This is a genomic window from Rhodococcus sp. 105337 (assembly GCF_012844225.1).
Lineage (GTDB): Bacteria > Actinomycetota > Actinomycetes > Mycobacteriales > Mycobacteriaceae > Rhodococcus.
Map to the genome: position 1 here is coordinate 142,063 of NZ_JABAGQ010000005.1, position 19,855 is coordinate 161,917.

At 67.5% G+C, this 19,855-nt stretch carries 15 protein-coding genes; 7 read left to right on the plus strand and 8 right to left on the minus strand.

What is annotated here, in order from left to right; translation table 11 throughout:
* Window positions 1–39: 39 nt before the first annotated feature.
* Window positions 40–642 (plus strand): histidine phosphatase family protein, encoded by a 603-nt coding sequence (locus HF886_RS10685; RefSeq protein ID WP_169652279.1) that lies wholly within the window; start codon window positions 40–42, stop codon window positions 640–642.
* Between the two features lie 22 nt (window positions 643–664).
* Here the strand turns inward: HF886_RS10685 and HF886_RS10690 are convergent, their stop codons facing one another.
* A complete protein-coding gene (locus tag HF886_RS10690) occupies window positions 665–1,120 on the minus strand; it encodes a GNAT family N-acetyltransferase (RefSeq protein WP_169621070.1) in 456 nt (151 codons plus the stop codon).
* A gap of 208 nt (window positions 1,121–1,328) precedes the next feature.
* Between HF886_RS10690 and HF886_RS10695 the strand changes: the two genes are divergently transcribed.
* A complete protein-coding gene (locus HF886_RS10695; protein ID WP_169620851.1) occupies window positions 1,329–1,970 on the plus strand; it encodes an MSMEG_1061 family FMN-dependent PPOX-type flavoprotein in 642 nt (213 codons plus the stop codon).
* 13 nt (window positions 1,971–1,983) lie between these two features.
* Here HF886_RS10695 and HF886_RS10700 read toward each other — a convergent pair whose 3' ends face one another.
* The 4 genes from HF886_RS10700 to HF886_RS10715 all read right to left on the minus strand — a co-directional run bounded on the left by HF886_RS10700 (window position 1,984) and on the right by HF886_RS10715 (window position 6,608).
* Window positions 1,984–2,889 carry a cutinase family protein gene (locus tag HF886_RS10700; protein WP_169652353.1) on the minus strand — a complete coding sequence of 302 codons (906 nt, stop codon included), beginning with the start codon at window positions 2,887–2,889 and terminating at the stop codon, window positions 1,984–1,986.
* Window positions 2,890–2,998: 109 nt separating this feature from the next.
* On the minus strand, window positions 2,999–3,760 hold the full coding sequence (locus HF886_RS10705) for a hypothetical protein (protein ID WP_169620852.1): 762 nt from the start codon (window positions 3,758–3,760) through the stop codon (window positions 2,999–3,001).
* A 94-nt stretch (window positions 3,761–3,854) separates the two neighbouring features.
* The gene (locus tag HF886_RS10710) at window positions 3,855–5,372 is read right to left on the minus strand and encodes a carotenoid oxygenase family protein (RefSeq protein WP_169652280.1); all 1,518 of its coding nucleotides are present in this window, start codon (window positions 5,370–5,372) and stop codon (window positions 3,855–3,857) included.
* A gap of 15 nt (window positions 5,373–5,387) precedes the next feature.
* The gene (locus HF886_RS10715; RefSeq protein WP_169652281.1) at window positions 5,388–6,608 is read right to left on the minus strand and encodes an acetyl-CoA acetyltransferase; all 1,221 of its coding nucleotides are present in this window, start codon (window positions 6,606–6,608) and stop codon (window positions 5,388–5,390) included.
* 155 nt (window positions 6,609–6,763) lie between these two features.
* On the opposite strand from HF886_RS10715, the gene HF886_RS10720 reads away from it, so the two are divergent.
* From HF886_RS10720 to HF886_RS10735, 4 genes are all read left to right on the plus strand, one after another.
* The gene (locus HF886_RS10720) at window positions 6,764–7,705 is read left to right on the plus strand and encodes a winged helix-turn-helix transcriptional regulator (protein WP_346765348.1); all 942 of its coding nucleotides are present in this window, start codon (window positions 6,764–6,766) and stop codon (window positions 7,703–7,705) included.
* 104 nt (window positions 7,706–7,809) lie between these two features.
* Window positions 7,810–8,997 (plus strand): acetyl-CoA C-acyltransferase, encoded by a 1,188-nt coding sequence (locus HF886_RS10725; RefSeq protein WP_169652283.1) that lies wholly within the window; start codon window positions 7,810–7,812, stop codon window positions 8,995–8,997.
* 49 nt (window positions 8,998–9,046) lie between these two features.
* Window positions 9,047–10,780, plus strand: coding sequence for a class I adenylate-forming enzyme family protein (locus tag HF886_RS10730; protein ID WP_169652284.1), 1,734 nt, complete (start codon window positions 9,047–9,049; stop codon window positions 10,778–10,780).
* Complete coding sequence (locus HF886_RS10735) at window positions 10,777–11,748, plus strand: nitronate monooxygenase (RefSeq protein ID WP_240955033.1); 972 nt, start codon at window positions 10,777–10,779, stop codon at window positions 11,746–11,748. The genes HF886_RS10730 and HF886_RS10735 overlap by 4 nt, the downstream gene beginning before the upstream one ends.
* Window positions 11,749–11,812: 64 nt before the next feature.
* Here the strand turns inward: HF886_RS10735 and HF886_RS10740 are convergent, their stop codons facing one another.
* From HF886_RS10740 to HF886_RS21390, 3 genes are all read right to left on the minus strand, one after another.
* Window positions 11,813–13,264: a glutamate synthase subunit beta gene (locus tag HF886_RS10740; protein WP_169620858.1), complete on the minus strand. Its 1,452-nt coding sequence runs from the start codon at window positions 13,262–13,264 to the stop codon at window positions 11,813–11,815.
* The gene (gene gltB / locus HF886_RS10745; protein ID WP_169652285.1) at window positions 13,257–17,852 is read right to left on the minus strand and encodes a glutamate synthase large subunit; all 4,596 of its coding nucleotides are present in this window, start codon (window positions 17,850–17,852) and stop codon (window positions 13,257–13,259) included. Before gltB ends, HF886_RS10740 begins: the two co-directional genes overlap by 8 nt.
* 302 nt (window positions 17,853–18,154) lie before the next feature.
* Window positions 18,155–18,724 carry a TetR family transcriptional regulator gene (locus HF886_RS21390; protein ID WP_169652286.1) on the minus strand — a complete coding sequence of 190 codons (570 nt, stop codon included), beginning with the start codon at window positions 18,722–18,724 and terminating at the stop codon, window positions 18,155–18,157.
* Window positions 18,725–18,792: 68 nt separating this feature from the next.
* On the opposite strand from HF886_RS21390, the gene HF886_RS10755 reads away from it, so the two are divergent.
* Window positions 18,793–19,824, plus strand: coding sequence for an FAD-dependent monooxygenase (locus HF886_RS10755; RefSeq protein WP_169652287.1), 1,032 nt, complete (start codon window positions 18,793–18,795; stop codon window positions 19,822–19,824).
* Window positions 19,825–19,855: the final 31 nt, after the last annotated feature.

Here is a 19,855-nt window from a genome sequence, read left to right on the forward strand (position 1 = left end):
GTTTCACGTGAAACCGCCGCACCTGGCATCGTGAAGTCCGTGCAGCTACTTCTGATCCGCCACGCTGAGCCGAACAACGCGCGTTCCGGCAACGGCCTCCCGGTCGACCCGCCGCTCACGGAGGGCGGACGACGGCAAGCCGAGCGTCTCCCGGACGCGCTCGCGCCGTACCGGATCACGCGGCTGTTCTCGAGCCCCCAGCAGCGCGCGGCCCAGACCGCGGAACCGGTTGCCGCGACCCGGCAGCTCGAGGTCGAACGGGTGGAGGATCTCGCCGAGTACGACTACGGCCTCGACCACTACCTCACCATCGAGACCGCCAAGAACGTCGCGTCGGACGCCTACGACCGAATCCGTGCCGGTGAGCTACCGGACTTCGTCGACGCGGAACTTTTCCGCACCCGGGTGCTGCGGGGACTCGACCATGTCGTGGCCTCGTGCGATCACTCCGACACCGCCGCGATCTTCGTGCACGGCGGAGTGGTCAACGTGGTGCTGCAAGACCTGCTCGGTCTTCCGCGACCGTTGATGTTCCCGATCGAATACACGTCGGTCACCCGCATCCTGGTTTCGCGCACGGGAGCTCGCCGGGTCGCCTCGATCAACGAGACCGGCCACGTGAGGGACACCCTGCGGGTGTGAATCGGTGCCGACCCGGCCCCGGTCACCGCGGGGTACGTGGAGCGGCGAGGCGCATGACGACCCGGGGCGCGCCGCCGAGGGTTCCCCGCACGGGCGCGACCTCGACGAACCCGGCCTTCTCGAACATCGAGCGCAACCCCGGGTAGGTGAACACGGCATCGACCTTGTCTCCGGTATCGAGGGGATAGCCCTCGACGACCTCGGCGCCGTGCTCACGTGCGAACGCGATCGCTCCGAGCAGGAGTTGCTGTCCGATACCCCTGCGGCGACGCCGTCCCTTCGTACGGAGACAGAAGATCGACCACGGATCGACCCCGTCCACCAGTGGATAGGTCTCTGTGTCCCGTAACGCGGCGACCTGCGAGCGGGGTGCGACGCCCGCACATCCGACCACCTCTCCGGCGAGATACGCGAGGATTCCCGGGGCCGGACGGTGAGGTCTCGACCGCCTTCGCCATGGTTCCCACCGTAAACAGATATCCCGGCACGCCTGCGTCGTTTTTACACTCCGGTTATAAGACGAGCGTGGAGCGTGACATCGAACGACTCCGTGGTGCGAGGTGCCGTTCGTCTTCCCATATGGCCGCGCCGGTTGTGTCGCCCGTCGCGCAGGAGTGGAAGAACCCTGTTCCGGGTGCGGACGCCGCCGACCCGGTTGGTACGGTCACCGCCGGAGGTGGCACCGGATGGACGCGGACAGGATCGACGAGCTCGTGCAGAACGGGCTCAGCACACAACACGAACTCGAGGCGGTCCTCGGGGCACCGCATCCGGCGATCGTCGACAAGGCCCGACCGCACCTGACGCCGCTCATCCGCAACTTTCTGTCGCTCGCCCGCTTCTTCACCCTCGCGACCGCCGATGCCGCGGGCAACTGCGACTGCTCACCTCGGGGCGACCTCACGTCTACGGTGCTGGTCCTCGACGACCACACGATCGTGCTGCCGGACCGGCCGGGAAACCGGCGCGCCGACTCCTACCGGAACATCCTCGAGAATCCGCACGTGGGCTTGCTCTTCTTCGTCCCCGGTGACGAAGAAGTTCTGCGAATCAACGGCCGTGCCACCCTCTCCACCGACCCCGAACTTCTCGAGAAGCTGTCGCTGAGCGGGAAGCCGGCTCTGCTCGCGGTGATCGTCCGCATCGACGAAGTGTTCCTGCACTGCGCCCGCGCGATGCTCCGCGCGAAGCTGTGGGATGCGGCGACGTATCCGAAACACGAACTCGTCCCCAGCATGCGCGATATGCACGCCGAACTCGTCTCCATCGACGTCCCCGCCGACGCCGAAGCCGGGAAGCGCGAACTCTATCGCGAATACCTGTACTGAGGTCGTGCCCGGCTCACGCCTTGGATGCGATCCAGTCCCGTAGCCAGTGCGTTGCGGTGGTGCCCCGTTCGTCGACCGGGTAGTTCGAATAGTCCTGATGGATCTGCGATCGGTAGAACTCGCGGATCTGGGCCTCGCGACGCCCGTTGGCGTCGGGTGTGAGCTGTGCGTGCAGCGTGGGGATTCCGCCTGCGGCCATGATGTCCGCGTAGAGAAGCGTGGCCTCGTCCCGATAATCCTCGAGCTTGTCGAGCGGGCTGCCCGCCGACATCGCGAGGAAGCCCGCCACTCTCGTGACGAAATCCTCCGGGGGCGTGGAACAGTACAGGTCGCCCACCGCGCAGATCGTCCGTACGTTCGGCGAGACGAGACCGAATCCTCCTACCCGCGCGCCCCCGGCACCGTTACCGGCCACAGGGTGTCCTACGAGCGGATCTTGTTCCGAGCGGCGCGGATCGGAGAGTAATCCGACCGCAACCAGCCGGTGTGGTCCCACGACGTCGAGCCCGGTTCCGATCGCGGCCGCGAGATCACCTGCTGCGTCGGCACCTTGGCTGTATCCGACGAGGGCAAAGTTCGTGAGCGGGCAGTGGGCCGCAGTGGCCGCGATGAGGGCACGGGCATTGTCGACGGCACGGTTGCGCGACGCGACGTATACCTCGCCCTCCCATGGAAACGCGCTCGCCGGATATTGCACGTAGTCGACTCGGGTCCCCGCGGGGAGGCCGCTCGTGACCTGGGCGAGCATGCCGTTGCCGCGTGAGGGGTCGGGAGTATTCGACGTTTCCCACGTACCCGGGACGGCGACCACATTCACTGTCGGGCACGCCGGCGGATTCGCCGCGGCGGCAGGCGCTGCCACGATCACCGACCCACATGCCGCGACGACGGTGACCACCGCGGCCCACACGTTCTTCATCCCCATCGACCCGTCCCGCTCCGTCGCCCACTGTTGACCAAGAGAATGGCATATGCCCGAAGCGAGCGCGAGGTTTCGATGCCGGTGGCGGGCACGGGCGGGATCGTCCTCACCGGATGACGGTGACCTGCCCGCCGCCGATGTTCGTCACGAAGACGTTGCCCGTCCCGTAGTCCACATCGGTGCCCGGTACCGATCGGTCGACCACGCTCGCTCCGGTCCCTGCCGGGGGATCGACCACGGCGATATCCGGACCGAAAAGGTTGGTCACGTAGACGTTTCCGGTGACCGGATCGGTGATCACCGCGCCGGGGGGAGGCGGAGTCGACGGGGGCAGCGGTCCCGGATCACCGTCCGTGACGGTAACCGCACCGGTGCCGATGTTCGTCACGAACACGCCGTCGGTGCCCGCGTCGACCGATATCTCCGGCATCCCGGGATCCGGTGGGGGTGTGCGTGGCGCCGCGGGTTCCGGTGTGACCGACCGGCGGTCGACGGCGACCGCGCCCGTTCCGAAGTTCGTCACCGCGACGTTGCCGACGCCCCCGTCGACGCGCATCTCGACGAACGCCGTCGACACCTCGGTGCGTCCCGCCACCCGGCCCTCCGGGTGGCTGACGCTCACCGTGCCCGGACCGACATTGGTGATGCAGGCGTTGCCGGTGCCGCCTTCGACGCCGAGAAGCCGTGGGCCGTCGAAGCCGAACACGGCGGGGACAGGATCGGCCCCGTCCACCGAGACGATTCCGCCGGCGTTCTGGATGCACGCTCCCGTCGGATCGGCAGTGGCCGCCGGAGCCGTCGACACAGCCGCTCCGGCGATGCACGCGCCGACCGTGAGGAGCGTCCATCGCCGTCGCGAAACAGTCATGGGCAGAACGGTAACCGCTCCGTCGCCGGTGGGCGGAAGAACGACGGTAACTCGAATCGGCGACGCGTTTACACCGCCCGCTGACAATCCCTGCTTACAAACCGACTGCGTCCTCGGGCCGCTCGGCGGTTCGCCACCCGGGGATCTCCGCGCCCGACGCCCACGTGGAATGCGTGCCCGAGCTGACCCGTTCCGGAAGACGAATCCGGGCGACCGGGCCGTCGGCGAGACGCTGTGCGTCGAAGACGAGGCACTCGGACAGATCACGGTTCATGTCGACGGTCATGGTGACGAGGTACCCGTCGTCCTCACTCGAAGATCCGATCCGCGGCGCCATCACGGTTTCGCTTCCGAACACTCCCTCACCGAGCGCGTAGTGCTCTTCGGCGCCGGTCAGCGAGTCGTGCTTGACGAGGCCGTCGAACAGGAACCACCCGGGCAGGCCCGTCGCCGCGTACGTGTAGCGGTGCGGCACTCCCGTGTGTACGGGGCTGATCATGCCGAACTCCGTGACCCGTTCGGAGAGGCGCTCTTCCGTGACGCCGCCGGTGCGCAGGTTCAGGCGCCACCGGTGCAGGTGCGTGCCCATCCTGTCGAGAGCGAGAAAGCGGAACATGCGCTCGTAGAGCGACCCGTTCCCGGTGTCCTCCGGCTCGGGTGTCTCCTGGTGGAACCCTTCCAGGACGATCTCGTCGCCGTCTTCGTAGGCATTCGTCCAGTGCAGGACGTAGGTGGGAGCCGCGTCGAACCACATGATCTCGCTTCCGCCGCCACGCCGCGGGAGCACGCCGAGGCGCATCGGCATATCGGGATGGAAACGCGAGACGTACTTACCCGCCGCGAGGGCTTCGGGTATCCAGAAGAGCGGGCAGTCGTTGAGGATGGCGTAGTTCTCGGTGAACGCCATGTCGTGGGGTAGCCGGGGACCGGGCAATTCGATGTCGGTGTAGTGCACGAGTTTGTCGGACGAGTCGACGACGCCGTAATGCATGTACGGCGCGTCCGTTCCGTAGTTGAAGAAGAGCATCTCCCCGGTGCGGTGATCGACCTTGGGATGCGCCGACACTCCGAGGTTCGACGGGAAGTCGCCGCCCCACTCCGCTTTGCCGACGGTCTCGAGCGACATCGGTTCCACCCGGTACAAGTCGCCGCACTGCCAGAAACTGGTGAGCGCGACCCCGTTGTGCACGGTGACATCCGTGCTCGAGCCGTCCTTCATCCTCGTGCGCGCACCCCATCCGTCGGTGCGTTCCGACTTCGCCGGATTCTCGGCGATTCCCGCCCAGAGTGCGCGGCCGGCTTCCTGCTCGGCGACGAAGCCGTCCGTCCGGACGAACCGGTTCCGGTAGAACGCCTTCCCGTCGCGGAAGCCGACGACATGCACCATGCCGTCACCGTCGAACGGGTGGTAGCGGCCCTGCTGGGCAGGGTGCACCGGATTCTCGGTGTTCCGGATGTACACCCCGTCGAGATCGGCGGGCAGTTCCCCGACGACCTCCAGATCGTCGGCGCGGTGCTCGGTGACCTGGGGTCGCCACGGCCCCGTGCGATAGGGGTGGTCGTCGTCGGTGGGCAGCGTCGACAATGCGCGGCCGAGAATTTCGAGGTCCATCGATGCTCCTTCGGCTCAGCCGATGATGAGGGATACGGAAGTGGTGGTGCTACCACCGAAGTTGAAGGTGGCCGCCCGTCGGGCGCCGTCGACTTGGTAGTCACCGGCGGTACCGGTGACCTGGCGATGGCAGTCCAGCGCCATGCGCACGCCCGTCGCCCCCACCGGGTGTCCTCCGCCCAGGAGTCCCCCACTGGGGTTCATGGGCATCCGGCCGCCGATCTCGAGATCGCCGGCTTCCACGGCCCGCCAGCTTTCGCCGGGCGGCGTGAGACCGAAGTGGTCGATCGCCACGTACTCGCTGATGCTGAAGCAGTCGTGCGTTTCGATCAGTTCGAGTTCGTCCACACCTCCGATTCCGGCGCGCCCGTATGCGTCGGCGACGGTGTCGGCGAGGTGCGGGAACATCAAGCCGCCGCCCGAACTGCGTGCGAGCTTCTCGTCGAGGGAGAGCCCGACGGTGCGGTGACCCCAGCCGAGAATCCGGGAGCGGGGGGCCGCGTCGAACTCCGGATGCCGGGCGACGTACCGATCGCTGACGAGGACCACGCCCGCTCCTCCGTCGGTGAGGGGGCCGCAGTCGATCTTGCGCAGGCTGCCCTCCACGAGCGGATTGGCGGTGTCGTCGGCCGTGAACGATTCGGGGGAATAGGACCGTGTCCGGGTCTGCGCGCGAGGATTGCTCCGGGCGTTGCGGATATTGAGTTCGGAGATGGCCCACAGGTGCGCCGGGTCGAGTCCGTACCGGGTCGTGTACTCGCCGGCGATGCGATCGAACATGTAGGGCCACATGAATTTTGCGTCCTGGCCCTCTCGTCCCACCCACGCGGCCGGACTCATGTAGTTCGTGCCGATATCGCCCGGCACGGTCTTCTCGAGTTCGACACCGAGGACGAGTGCGCAGTCGTAACGCCCTGATTCGAGGTCGGCCATCGCGGCGAGAATCGCCAGAGAGCCCGACGCGCATGCTCCCTCGTGCCGGCTCGCGGGAACGTCCCACAATTCAGGGATCATGGACGCCGGCATCGCCCCGAGGTGGCCCTGCCCGGTGTAGAGCTGGCCGAAGGCATTGCCCACGTGGACGACGTCGACCTCGCTCGCGCCGATCCCCGCGTCGTCGAGCGTGCGGCTCGCGACCTCGGCGGTGAGATCGCCGATGTCGAAGCCTTCCTTGGTGACGTTGCGGGCGAAGTCGCTCTGGTAGCCGCCGGCGATCCACACCTGGGCTGATGTCATGTCGTCTCGCTTTCGAGATCGGTTCGACGGGTCGGTGGAGGTCTTGGGAGAGTAATTCCGCGACGGTGAAGCCCGCCGTCCCCGTTTAGTACAGTTATTGAAGCATCTTGGTGTGAGCCACGCAACGACGAATGCGCACCGGAGGAGGTTGGCCCGTGACCCGAAGCAATACCGTGCCGAGCGACCGGGCTGGGACCGTCAATCCGGTCGCCGCCACGCTCGATCTGCTCGGCGACCGCCTCACACTCGCGCTGCTCGGCCACGCGTTCGTGAGCGGCACGACCCGGTTCAACCAGTGGCTCGAACTCACGGGAGCCCCGTCCTCGGTGCTGACCGACCGGCTCCAGTCACTGGCGGCGGCGGGTGTGCTGGAACGCTCCCCGCAGTCGGCCGGCTCGGATCGACACGACTACCTGCTGACCGATCTCGGGACCGCCACCTGGCCGATCCTCGTGTGCATCTGGAGTTGGCAACGGGAATGGACACCCGAAGGTGCGTGGCAGCCCGACCTGGTGCACGACGCCTGCGGGCACCGTGGTCCCGCCGTCATCCGCTGTGGATCCTGCGGCACTGTCGTCACCACCCACGACACGGACATCGAGATGGATGCGGAAGCGATCTGGACCGTGACCTCCGGGGCCCGGCGGCGCTCCACCCGCGGGCCCGCCGGCAAGAGCGTGTCGGCAGACATGCAGTTCAACGCGGTGATGGAGGCTCTGGGTGATCGCTGGAGCGGCGCGATCACCGGTCTCGCACTGGCCGGAGCCCGCCGGTTCGGAGAATTCCGGTCGGCGCTGGACATCTCCCCGACGACGCTCACCGATCGCCTCGCCCGGCTGTGCGCCGCGCAGATCCTCGGCCACCCGTCCGGTACCGACCGCCAATACCGCGTGACGCACCGTGGTCGTGCGCTGTTCGGCGTGTTCGTCTTCCTGATCCGGTGGTCCACACAGGCCTTCCCGGAGGCGCCCGGGCCGCTGCGGATCCTGCACCGCGAGTGCGGCGCGATCCTGCATCCGGAACTTCAGTGCAGGGGATGCGACGGGCCGGTGGATCGGCACAGTGCGCGGATCGAGCCGATGCTGCCCCATCCCTGACGCGGGCCTTCGGTCCCCATCTTGACACCGACCGATGTCACCCGGTATCACTTCGTTAGCTGTAGTGACTCGGGTCACGACATTCAACGAGTCGGAGCAAATCTGTGAATCGGAGCAATCCCCCGTACATCTACGACGCCGTCCGCCTCCCCCGTGCCCGCGTGCGCAAGAGCGGCGGCACCCTGGCAGGCGTACGCCCGGTCGAGCTGATCGCCCGGCTTCTCACCGCACTCGACGAACGCTGCGGTGCATCCGAGGTTGTGGACGACGTGCTCCTCGGAATCAGCACCGCCACCGGAGAACAAGCCGGCGACCTCACCAGAGCGGCCGTGCAGTGGGCGGGCTGGCCCGATCACATCCCCGGCGGCGTCGTCTCCCGGTTGTGCTGCTCCGGGCTCGATGCCATCGAAGGCGCAGCCGCACGGGTGGCCGCCGGTACGGCGCGCGCGGTGGTCGCGGGGGGCGTCGAATCGATGTCCCGGGTGCCGATGTTCTCCGATTCGCCCCCGATCGCTGTGGACCCCGAACTCGGTGAACGCACCGGGTTCGTCACCATCGGGGTGTCGGCCGATCTCACGGCGGCACGGTACGGGTTCACCCGCGAGTTGCTCGATGCCTACGCGGTCGCCTCGCACGGGCGTGCCGCCACCGCGCCCCCCTCGCCGTCACTGATCAGCATGAAAGTCGGCGATACCGAACTCGATTCGGACGAGGGCCCGCGCCCCGGAGTGACACTCGACGATTTCGCCGCGCTGCCCGCACTCTTCGGAGAAGACGCCGGGTGGGAGCGGGTCGCCCGCCGGTTACCGGATTCACCGCGCCCGGCGGCGGGACTGCACACAATCGCCACCGCGCCTCAGCTGGCAGACGGAGCCTCCGCGATTCTGATCGGTGACGCCGAAGCCGGTGCGGCCCTGTCGAGGCGGCCCCGCGCCCAGATCGTCGGGACGGCGCAGAGCGCGGTCCGCTCACCGCTCCTGACCGCTCCCGTGGTCGCCTCGAACCGGGCGCTCGCACGTGCCGGCATCACGGCGCAGGACCTCGACGTTGTCGAAATCAACGAATCCTTCGCCGTGACACCGTTGATGATGATCGAGGAACTGCACCTCGACCCGGCCCGCGTCAATGTCCACGGCGGCGCTCTCGCCGTCGGACATCCGCTCGGGGCCACCGGCGGCATTCTCGTGGCTCACGCACTCGACCAGCTCGAACGCACCGGAGGCGAGCACGCGCTCGTCACCATCCCCGCAGCCCTCGGTCTCGGCTCAGCCCTGGTGCTCCGCCGGCTGTGAGCGATACCCGCGACCACTTTCCCACCCGGACTTCGCGAAAGGCCCCCTGATGTCCACACCGCTTTCCCACCCGCCCACCGCACGCGCGTGCCATCCCGACGCCACAGTCTCCGAATACCTGGAACGGGGCTGGTGGCAGGACGAGACGCTCCCGGACCTCTTCGAATCCTGGGTACAGCGCAGGCCTTCGCATGCCGCGACCACCGACCCGGCCAATTTGGCGGATCTCACCGGGGCACAGCCCCGGTCGCTGACGTGGCAGGAACTCGACGAGTTCGTGCGGCGGGTCGCAGCCGTATTCCACGCGCGTGGAATACGGCAGGACGACACGGTTGCCGTGCAGATGCCCAATTCGGTCGCCCTCACCGCCACCTACCTGGCACTGTGGCGCCTCGGCGCCGTGGCGGCCCCGATGCCCGCGTCGTATCGCGGTCACGAACTGTCCGGCATCGTCGATGCGTGTTCTGCCGTCGCCGTCGTCACTGTGGGTAGACTCGGCGACCGCTCGCTCGCCACCGAAGCGTCGGAACTGGCCTCCGGCCACCGGACCCTCGGCACCGTATTCGCTTTCGGACCGCACGTGCCGGAACAGGCCGTCGAGATCGACACCGCATCGGTGCCCGCACCCCATCTCGACGAGGCCGATGCCTATGCGGCCGCAGTGGTGCGCACGGTCAACGACCGGGTCACCGTGTGCTGGACGAGCGGTACCGAGGCAGCGCCCAAGGGCGTACCCCGGTGCCACGCGGATTGGCTCGCGGTGGGCCGAGGAGTGCAGGACGGCCTCGAAACCACGGAGGATTCCGTGCTCGTGAACCCGTTCCCCTTGGTGAACATGGCCGGGTTCGCAGCGGCGTTGCTGCCCTGGCTCCTCGGTGGGGGTCACCTCGTCCACCACCACCCCCTGGACATCGCGGTCTATCTGGGCCAGATCCAGCACCACCGGGCCACCCACACCACCATGCCCCCGGCGATCCTGACGATGCTGCTCAAGAACGACGACCTGCGCGGCAAGTTCGACCTTTCGTCGCTCGCGCGCGTCGGGGCGGGTGGCGCACCGCTGCCGCCGTCCGTCGTGGCGTCCTGGCAGAACGACCACGGGGTCGAGGTGATCAATTTCTTCGGATCCAACGAGGGCGTGTGCCTTCTCGGTGCACCGGGCGACATCCCGGACCCGACCGTCCGCGCTCAGCATCTGCCGAACTACGCGGCGCCGGACCAGTCCTGGGTGGTGCGTCTGAGCCGCAGCACCGAGGTACGCCTCATCGATCCCGTGACCGGCGCCCTGGTCGACACCATCGGCGGCCGCGGCGAACTCCGGTTGAAGGGGCCCACCGTCTTCGCGGGTTACCTCGAGGGCACCGCGACGTCGTCCCCGTTCGACGAGGACGGCTTCCTCTGCAGCGGTGACGTTTTCGAGTTGTGCGGTGAGCACGGCGAGTACCTGCGCTTCGTCGACCGGATCAAGGAGATCGTCATCCGGGGCGGCATGAACATCGCACCGGCAGAGATCGAAGGGCTGCTGCAGGACCACCCGGCGGTCGCCGAAGTCGCGATCATCGGTATCCCCGACGAGGTACTCGGCGAAAAATGCTGTGCAGTCGTGGTTCCCACTGCCGGTGCCACCCCGACACTCGACGATCTGACGGCGCACCTTCGCGCGCGGGACATCGCGTCGTTCAAACTGCCCGAACGCATCGAACTCGTCGACACCCTGCCGCGCAACGCGGTAGGCAAACTGTTGCGACGCCACATCCGCACCGACCTCCTGGAATCCCTATGAGCATGTCCACAGCACCCCACTCCACTCCGGTCGGCCTTCCCGCGCGCGTGCGCATCCCGGTGGTCGCGGCCCCGATGTTCCTGGTGTCGGGCCCGGAACTCGTCATCGCAGCGAGCGCGGCCGGAATCGTGGGCTCCTTCCCCACGCCCAACTGCCGCACGACCGCCGAACTCGACCGCTGGATGGGGACGATCTCCGACGGTGTCGCGGCCGCGGGACCGGATGCCGCACCGTGGGCGGTGAATCTGGTGACCCACCGCTCCAACCAGCGGCTCGAGGAGGACTTGCGCCTGGTCGCCGAGCATCGCCCGCCTGTGGTCATCACGGCTCTGGGGTCTCCGGAACCGGTGATGGAGACGGTCAAGGGATACGGCGGGCTGGTGCTCGCAGATGTGGTGTCCGTCCGGCTCGCCCGTAAAGCCGCCGGCTTCGGAGTCGACGGACTCGCGTGCATCTCGGCGGGAGCCGGGGGGCACACGGGCCATCTCTCCCCGTTCGCGTTCGTCTCCGCCGTGCGGCAGTTCTTCGACGGACTGCTCGTCATCGGCGGGGGCATCGCCGACGGCTGGGGTGTGGCAGGTGCCGTCGCGGCCGGCGCCGATCTCGTCTACATGGGCACCCGGTTCCTGACGGCGACGGAAAGCATGGCGTCCCCCGACTACAAGCAGATGGTCGTCGAGCACGGACCGGACGACCTCGTCGTCAGCTCCGGCATCACCGGAACCAGCGCCTCGTGGTTGCGTCCCAGCCTGATTGCGAACGGTCTCGATCCCGACGCCCTCACCGCACCGGCCGGCCGTGACTACAACGCCGGTGCGGACGTGCAGGGGCGGTGGAAGAACATCTGGGCCGCGGGCCAGGGTCTGGGCCTCATCGACGGCGTCACGCCGGTGAAATCCATCGTCGACGACCTCGCCGCCGAATACGCGGCCGCGACGCGCCGTTTCGCCGGCCGGACCCTCCGGTAGGTCCGGGAAGAGACAAACGGGGCCGCACACTCTCGTGTGCGGCCCCGCCTGTCGTTCGGCAGCGTCAGCGCTGCGGCATGGTGCTGGTGGTGATCGGAACGGGAAGCGCCGTTGCTCCCTCGAGGAATCGATCCACTGCCGCCGCGCATGCGCGACCCTCGGCGATGGCCCACACGATGAGAGACTGGCCACGACCCATGTCGCCGGCGACGAACACGCCGTCGACATTGGTGGACCACTCCTCGGAGCGGGCGACGTTGCCGCGCTCGTTGAGGTCAACACCGAGATCCGTGAGCAGGCCCGGCTTCTCGGGCCCGACAAAGCCCATCGCGAGGAGGACGAGATCGGCTTCGAGTTCGAAGTCGCTTCCCTCGACCTTCTCGAAACGGCCGTTCACCATGCGCACCTCGTGGGCGCGGAGACCCGTGACCTTGCCGTCCTCGCCGACGAACTGCTCGGTGTTGACGGAGAAGACACGGTCGCCGCCCTCTTCGTGTGCCGAAGAGACGCGGTACATCAACGGGTACGTCGGCCACGGCGTCGAGTCGGCGCGCTGCTCCGGCGGGCGCGGCATGATCTCGAACTGGCTGACGCTCACCGCACCCTGACGGTGTGACGTACCGAGGCAGTCGGCGCCGGTGTCGCCGCCACCGATGATGACGACCTTCTTGCCTTCCGCCGTGATGGTCGGCGCGGGGAGGTCACCGAACTGGACACGGTTGGCGATCGGCAGAAACTCCATCGCTTGATGGATCCCGTCGAGTTCGCGCCCGGGGATGGGCAGGTCGCGCGCGACGGTCGCACCGCCGGCGAGGACCACGGCGTCGAACTGCTCGCGCAGTTCGTCGGCCGTGATGTCGACCCCGACGTTCACTCCGGTCCGGAAGACGGTGCCTTCGGCCTCCATCTGTGCGAGACGGCGGTCGATGAACCGCTTCTCCATCTTGAACTCGGGAATGCCGTAGCGGAGCAGTCCGCCGATGCGATCGGCCCGCTCGAACACCGTGACCGTGTGCCCGGCGCGCGTAAGCTGCTGCGCCGCAGCAAGTCCTGCCGGACCCGACCCGACGACCGCCACCTTGCGACCGGTGAGCTTCGACGGCGGCACCGGCTTGACGCGGTTGTCCTCGAAGGCCTTCTCGATCAGCTCGACCTCGACCTGCTTGATCGTCACGGGATCCTGGTTGATGCCCAGGACACACGACGCCTCACAGGGTGCCGGGCACAGCCGCCCGGTGAACTCCGGGAAGTTGTTGGTGGCGTGGAGACGTTCGATGCCGTCCTCCCACTTGCCCTTGTACGCCAGGTCGTTCCACTCGGGAATCAGGTTTCCGAGCGGACAGCCGTTGTGGCAGAAGGGAATACCGCAGTCCATGCAGCGGCTCGCCTGGACCTGGAGGGTCTCGAGCGGGAAAGGCTCGTAGACCTCCTTCCAGTCGAGCAGCCGGAGGGGGACGGGACGACGGACCGGAGTCTCGCGTGACCCGTGCTTGAGGAAGCCGCTTGGATCACCCACGAGCTGCCTCCATGATCGCCTCGTCCACGTTCCCACCACGAATGGTGGCGTCCTTGATAGCCATGAGCACCTTCTTGTAATCGCGAGGCATGACCTTCGCGAAGTGGCTGACTTGTTGTGACCAGTCGGCCAGGATGCGGGCTGCAACGTCGGAGCCCGTTTCGTCACGATGCCGTTCGACCGCGCCCTTGAGCCAGACGAAGTCTTCGCCCTCGAGATCCTCGAGGTCGACCAGCTCGGTATTCAGGTTGTCCTCGAAGTCCTTGTCCGGGTTGTACACGAACGCGACGCCACCGGACATGCCCGCACCGAAGTTGCGGCCGGTCTTGCCGAGGATGACGACCTTGCCACCCGTCATGTACTCGCAGCCGTGGTCGCCGACGCCTTCGACGACGGCCGTGGCTCCGGAGTTGCGGACTGCGAAACGCTCGCCTGCGACACCGCGGATGAGAACCTCACCGCCGGTGGCGCCGAACAGGATCACGTTGCCGGCGATGATGTTGTCTTCCGGCACGAATCCCGGTGCGGCGTCGAGCGGGGGACGCACGACGATGCGGCCACCCGACAAGCCCTTGCCGACGAAGTCGTTCGCGTCCCCGTACAGGCGCAGCGTGATACCGCGAGGCACGAAGGCACCGAAGCTGTTACCGGCCGATCCCGTCAACGTGATGTCGATCGTGCCGTCCGGCAGGCCGTCCTTGCCGTACTTCTTGGTGACCTCGTGGCCGAGCATCGTGCCGACCGTGCGGTTGACGTTCGTGACGGCCGTGTCGATCTCGACGGGCGTGCCGGACTCGAGAGCCTGCTGCGCCTTGGCGATCAGCTCGTTGTCGAGCGCCTTGTCGAGTGCGTGGTCCTGTTCCTTGGTGCAGTGCATGTCCTGCTCGCCGTAGATGGGCGAGGTGACCTTCTGCAGCAACGGCGACAGGTCCAGCTTCGACGCGCGGTAGTGGTCCACAGCCTTGCGGGTGTCGAGGCAGTCGACCTGCCCGATCGCCTCGTCGAGACTGCGGAAGCCCAGCTCCGCGAGGTACTCGCGCACCTCTTCGGCGATGTAGAGCATGAAGTTCTCGACGAACTCCGGCTTGCCGGTGAACCGCTTGCGCAACACCGGGTTCTGCGTCGCGACACCCACGGGGCAGGTGTCGAGATGACAGACACGCATCATGACGCAACCCGAGACCACGAGAGGCGCGGTAGCGAAACCGAACTCCTCGCCTCCGAGCAGCGCCGCGACGATGACGTCGCGACCCGTCTTCATCTGGCCGTCGACCTGCACCACGATGCGGTCGCGCAGACCGTTGAGCATGAGCGTCTGCTGGGTCTCGGCCAGGCCGATCTCCCAGGGTGCGCCGGCGTGCTTGAGCGAGGTCAGCGGCGACGCGCCGGTGCCACCGTCGTGACCGGAGATGAGCACCACGTCGGCATGCGCCTTGGACACGCCCGCCGCGACCGTGCCGACGCCGAGTTCGGACACCAGCTTCACGTGGATGCGGGCTTCCGGGTTGGCGTTCTTCAGGTCGTGGATCAGCTGGGCGAGATCCTCGATGGAGTAGATGTCGTGGTGCGGCGGCGGCGAGATCAGGCCGACGCCCGGCGTGGAGCCGCGCACCTCGGCGACCCACGGGTACACCTTGTGCGGCGGGAGCTGACCGCCCTCGCCGGGCTTGGCGCCCTGCGCCATCTTGATCTGGATATCGGTGCAGTTCGTCAGGTAGTGCGACGACACACCGAACCGGCCGGACGCGACCTGCTTGATCGCCGAGCGCCGCCAGTCGCCGTTCTCGTCCGGCGTGAAGCGGTCGGGATGTTCGCCGCCCTCACCGGAATTCGATCGGCCGCCGAGACGGTTCATCGCGATCGCGAGAGTCTCGTGGGCCTCCGACGAGATGGAGCCGTAGCTCATCGCACCGGTGGAGAACCGCTTGACGATCTCGCTCGCCGGCTCGACCTCCTCGAGAGGCACGGCGGGGCGCAAACCGGTCTTGAACTCGAACAGGCCACGGAGCGACGCGAGCTGCTGCGACTGGTCGTCGACGAGCTTCGTGTACTCCTTGAACACCTTGTATTGACCGGTGCGGGTGGCGTGCTGGAGCTTGAACACCGTGTCCGGGTTGAACAGGTGGTACTCGCCTTCACGACGCCACTGGTATTCGCCGCCCACCTCGAGCTCGCGGTGCGCGTGCTCGGACGGCCGGTCGAGGAATGCCGACCGGTGACGGGCTGCCACGTCGTGGGCGATCTCTTCGAGGCCGACACCCCCGAGATGCGACTGCAGGCCGGTGAAGTACTCGTCGACGAGGTCCTGCGACAGGCCGATGACCTGGAACAGCTGCGCGCCGGTGTACGAGGCGAGCGTGGAGATGCCCATCTTGGACATCACCTTGAGGACGCCCTTCGACGCGGCCTTGATGTAGTTGGCGATGGCCTTGTCGAGGGTCATGCCCTCCGGCAGGTCGCCGTTCTGCAGCAACTCGTCGATGCTCTCGAACGCCATGTACGGATTGACCACGGCCGCACCGAAACCGCACAGCGCGGCGATGTGGTGCACCTCGCGGGCGTCGCCCGCCTCGACGAGCAGACCGACCTGCGTGCGCGTCTTCTCCCGCACGAGGTGGTGGTGCACCGCGGAGGTGAGCAGCAGCGACGGGATCGGCGCGAGCTTCTCGTCGGACTCGCGGTCCGACAACACGATCAGGCGTGCGCCCTTCTCGATGGCCTGGGACACCTGCGCGCGAATGCTCGCGAGCGCCCGCTCCAGACCGGCTCCGCCTTCCGCGACCGGGTACAGGCCGCGGATGATGACGCTGCTGAAGCCCGGGAACTGCTTCTCGTCGTTGACGTGGATGAGCTTCTGCAGATCGTCGTTGTCGATCACCGGTGCGGAGAGCAGGATGCGCCGGCACGACGCGGCGGTGGGGTCGAGCAGGTCGCCCTCGGGCCCGAGCATCCCGCCCATGCTGGTGACGATCTCTTCGCGGATCGCGTCCAGCGGCGGGTTGGTCACCTGCGCGAACAGCTGGGAGAAGAAGTCGAACAGCATCCGCGGCCGCGACGACAGCACAGCGATCGGGGTGTCGGTGCCCATGGAACCGAGCGCCTCACCACCGGTGGCAGCCATCGGCTTGACGAGAAGGTCGACCTCTTCGTTGGTGTATCCGAACACCTGCTGCCGCAACACCACCCGCTCGTGCGACATGTAGGTGTACTTCGACTGCGGCAGGTCTTCGAGACGGGTGACGCCCTTCTCGACCCACTCCTGGTACGGGAGTTCGGCGGCGAGTTCGCGCTTGATCTCCTCGTCTTCGACGATGCGGCCCTTGGCCGTGTCGACGAGGAACATCCGGCCCGGCTGCAGGCGCCGCTTGCTCACGATCTTCTCGGCGGGGATGTCGAGCACACCCACCTCGGACGCCATCACGACCAGGCCGTCGTCGGTGACCCAGGCGCGCGACGGGCGCAGACCGTTGCGGTCGAGCACCGCACCGATGACGACACCGTCGGTGAAGCACACCGACGCGGGGCCGTCCCACGGCTCCATGAGCGCGGAGTGGTACTCGTAGAACGCACGACGGGCCGGATCCATGGCCGTGTTCCGTTCCCACGCCTCCGGGATCATCATGAGCACCGCGTGCGGCAGGCTGCGGCCACCGAGGTGGAGAAGTTCGAGAACCTCGTCGAACCGCGCGGTATCCGAGGCACCCGGGGTGCACACCGGGAAGATCTTCTCGAGCTTGTCGCGACCGCCGAAGATGTCGCTCTCGATCAGTGCCTCACGTGCACGCATCCAGTTGGCGTTGCCGGTGACGGTGTTGATCTCGCCGTTGTGTGCGACGCGACGGAAGGGATGCGCGAGAGGCCACGACGGGAAGGTGTTCGTGGAGAAGCGCGAGTGCACCAGACCGAGAGCCGACTCGACGCGCTCGTCCTGGAGGTCCACGTAGAAGCCCTTGAGCTGCGGCGTGGTGAGCATGCCCTTGTAGACGAAGGTCGACGCCGACAGGCTCGGGAAGTACACGGTCTCGCGGCCGGGGCCGTCCTCGCCGGGGCCCTCGTGTCCGAGTTCGTGCTCGGTGCGCTTGCGCACCACGTAGGCACGGCGCTCGAGGTCGATGCCGGTCAGGGCGCGGGCGCCCGACGCGACGAAGATCTGGCGGAAGGTCGGCATGGCGTCGATCGCCATGGAGCCGAGTTCCGACTCGTCCACGGGCACCTCACGCCAGCCGAGGACCTCGAGACCCTCTTCCTCGACGATGCGGTTCACCTGTGCAACAGCCTCATCGGCGGCTTCCGTGCCCTTGGGCAGGAAGGCGATACCGGTCGCGTAGGCACCTTCGGCGGGAAGGTCGAAGTCGATGACAGCGCGGAAGTACGCGTCGGGAATCTGAATGAGGATGCCGGCGCCGTCGCCGGTGTTCTGCTCCGCTCCCGCAGCACCGCGATGCTCCAGATTGACGAGCGCGGTGATCGCCTTCTCGACGATGTCGCGGCTTCGGCGACCGTGCATGTCGACAACGAACGCGACGCCACAGGAATCGTGCTCGTTCGAGGGGTGGTAGAGCCCTTGAGGCCCGGGGAGAAGAGTCATACCTAGCCTTCGTTGCGTGCGATAGCACCGACGACCAGCAGCGCTGATGGCCATCTACTGCCGTAGACGGGTATCGGCCGGGTGTCCCGATACCTTCGACACCGCCAGTATCCGCTCATCCGCGACGGTGCGGGTGCCTTTTGTCGGCAGCACGAGACGGGTCTGGCGACCGGTGGGACATCGTGGGCCCACCGCTCTGGAGGAAACGATATGCCAGGTCACCGGGGGTAATGCAACATAGGCTGCCCTACCTTGGGGCTGACCTGCGTAAATTCCCCGTTGACACGCCTGTGACGAGCCGTTCACATAACCGCGGTTCGCTGCAGGACGGCGTCGAGGATCCTGCCGATGCCGGTCTGCGGGTCCGTCGCGTCGTCCTCGGAGGTGAGGCGGTGGAGGATCACCCCGTCGACGTAGTCCACCACGATCTGCGCGGCGGTCTCGGGGTCGTCGGCGCCGAGCGCGGCAAGGATTTCCCTGCCCCACGCCCGCAGTTCTCCGCGCCTCGCTCCCACCGACTCGCGCAGAGCCGGGACCGTGGTCGATTCGACGAACAGCGCCAGTCGCGCGCGGGTGCGCACCGCGTCCGGACCGGTCGCGTAGAGCACGTACTCCCGCAACAGGACCTCGAGGCCTCGTCGGTCCGGTGCCGTGCCGTCCACCGTCAGTGCCGCCAGATCCTGGCGATCACGTTCGAGGAGGCGATCGAGTACCCCCTCGACGAGTGCACCCCGGGTCCGGAAGTAGTTCGACGTCGAACCTGCGGGAACACCCGCACGTGCGTCGACGCGGCGATGGGTGAGGGCACGCACCCCGTCCCCTCCCAGAACCTCGATGGCGGCGTCGAGCACAGCGGCACGCTTGTCGGTCACGGTCCCAGCATAAACCGGTCACTACGTTTGTAGTGACACCACACTACAAACGTAGTAGATTGCGGTGCATGAGCGGGACACACGCAGGGAAGGCCGCGATTCTCGGTGGGGGCATCGGCGGGCTCACCGCTGCGAACGCACTCGTCCGCTTCGGCTGGCACGTCGACGTATTCGAACGCGCGGAGGGCCTGCCTCCCACCGGAACCGCGCTGGGACTGTGGCCCGAGGCACTTGCCTCGCTCGAGGTCGCCGGCCTCGGAGGCGAGGCCGAGAAACGGGGAGTGCTGCAGACCTCGGGGTGGTTCCTGCGCTGGGACGGCCTGCCCATCGCGCGCCTCGAGAATCTCCGGCGGCCCGCCGTCCTCCTGTCGCGGCCGCCGTTGCTCGAGCTCCTGTCCGCCGGGTTACCGGATGGCACAGTGCACTTCGGTCACCCTGCGCCGGCGGCACCGGATCTCTCCGGATACGACGTCGTGGTCGGCGCCGACGGCATCGGGAGCGCGACCCGCGACGCCCTCTTCGGGTCGCGGTTCCGGCCGGTCTACACCGGATTCACCGCATGGCGAGGATGGGTCGACGGGCGTGCCGCCTCACTGAGCGAAAGCTGGGGACCGAACGCGCTGTTCGGGATCACACCCCGGGACGGCGACCTCACCAACTGGTTCGCGGCGGTCCGCGCGCCGGCCGACTCGACCGGCGGTGTTCCCGACCTCCGCGAGCGCTTCCGCGAGTGGCACCCCGCGGTCCTCGACGTACTCGATCGCCTCGACCCCTCTATGGTGCTGCATCACGACCTGTACCAGTCGCCACCGCTGCCGTCGTACGTCCGCGGCAAGGTGGCCCTCATCGGCGACGCCGCACACGCGATGGCACCCAACCTCGGCCGCGGTGCCTGCGAGGCGATCGTCGACGCCTCCGCGCTCGCCGTCCTGCTTCGCGACCACCCCGTCACCGAAGCCCTCCATCGCTACGACCGCGCGCGCCGGCACCGCACCCAGCGACTCGTGCGGGCCTCCCGGATGCTGGCCGGGGTCGCGACCGCCACCCGGTTCACCACCGCGCGCAACGCGGCGGTGCGCGCCACCTCGAGATTCGCCTGACGCCCCGGGTTCCTTCGAACCGAACCCACGG

Excerpts from the sequence above, each read along its gene's own strand:
- HF886_RS10730 (WP_169652284.1), top strand. The coding sequence starts at position 9,047 with ATGTCCACACCGCTTTCCCACCCGCCCACCGCACGCGCGTGCCATCCC.
- HF886_RS10700 (WP_169652353.1), bottom strand. The coding sequence starts at position 2,889 with ATGAAGAACGTGTGGGCCGCGGTGGTCACCGTCGTCGCGGCATGTGGG.
- HF886_RS10710 (WP_169652280.1), bottom strand. The coding sequence starts at position 5,372 with ATGGACCTCGAAATTCTCGGCCGCGCATTGTCGACGCTGCCCACCGAC.
- HF886_RS10735 (WP_240955033.1), top strand. The coding sequence starts at position 10,777 with ATGAGCATGTCCACAGCACCCCACTCCACTCCGGTCGGCCTTCCCGCG.
- HF886_RS10705 (WP_169620852.1), bottom strand. The coding sequence starts at position 3,760 with ATGACTGTTTCGCGACGGCGATGGACGCTCCTCACGGTCGGCGCGTGC.
- gltB (WP_169652285.1), bottom strand. The coding sequence starts at position 17,852 with ATGACTCTTCTCCCCGGGCCTCAAGGGCTCTACCACCCCTCGAACGAG.
- HF886_RS10755 (WP_169652287.1), top strand. The coding sequence starts at position 18,793 with ATGAGCGGGACACACGCAGGGAAGGCCGCGATTCTCGGTGGGGGCATC.
- HF886_RS10715 (WP_169652281.1), bottom strand. The coding sequence starts at position 6,608 with ATGACATCAGCCCAGGTGTGGATCGCCGGCGGCTACCAGAGCGACTTC.
- HF886_RS10695 (WP_169620851.1), top strand. The coding sequence starts at position 1,329 with ATGGACGCGGACAGGATCGACGAGCTCGTGCAGAACGGGCTCAGCACA.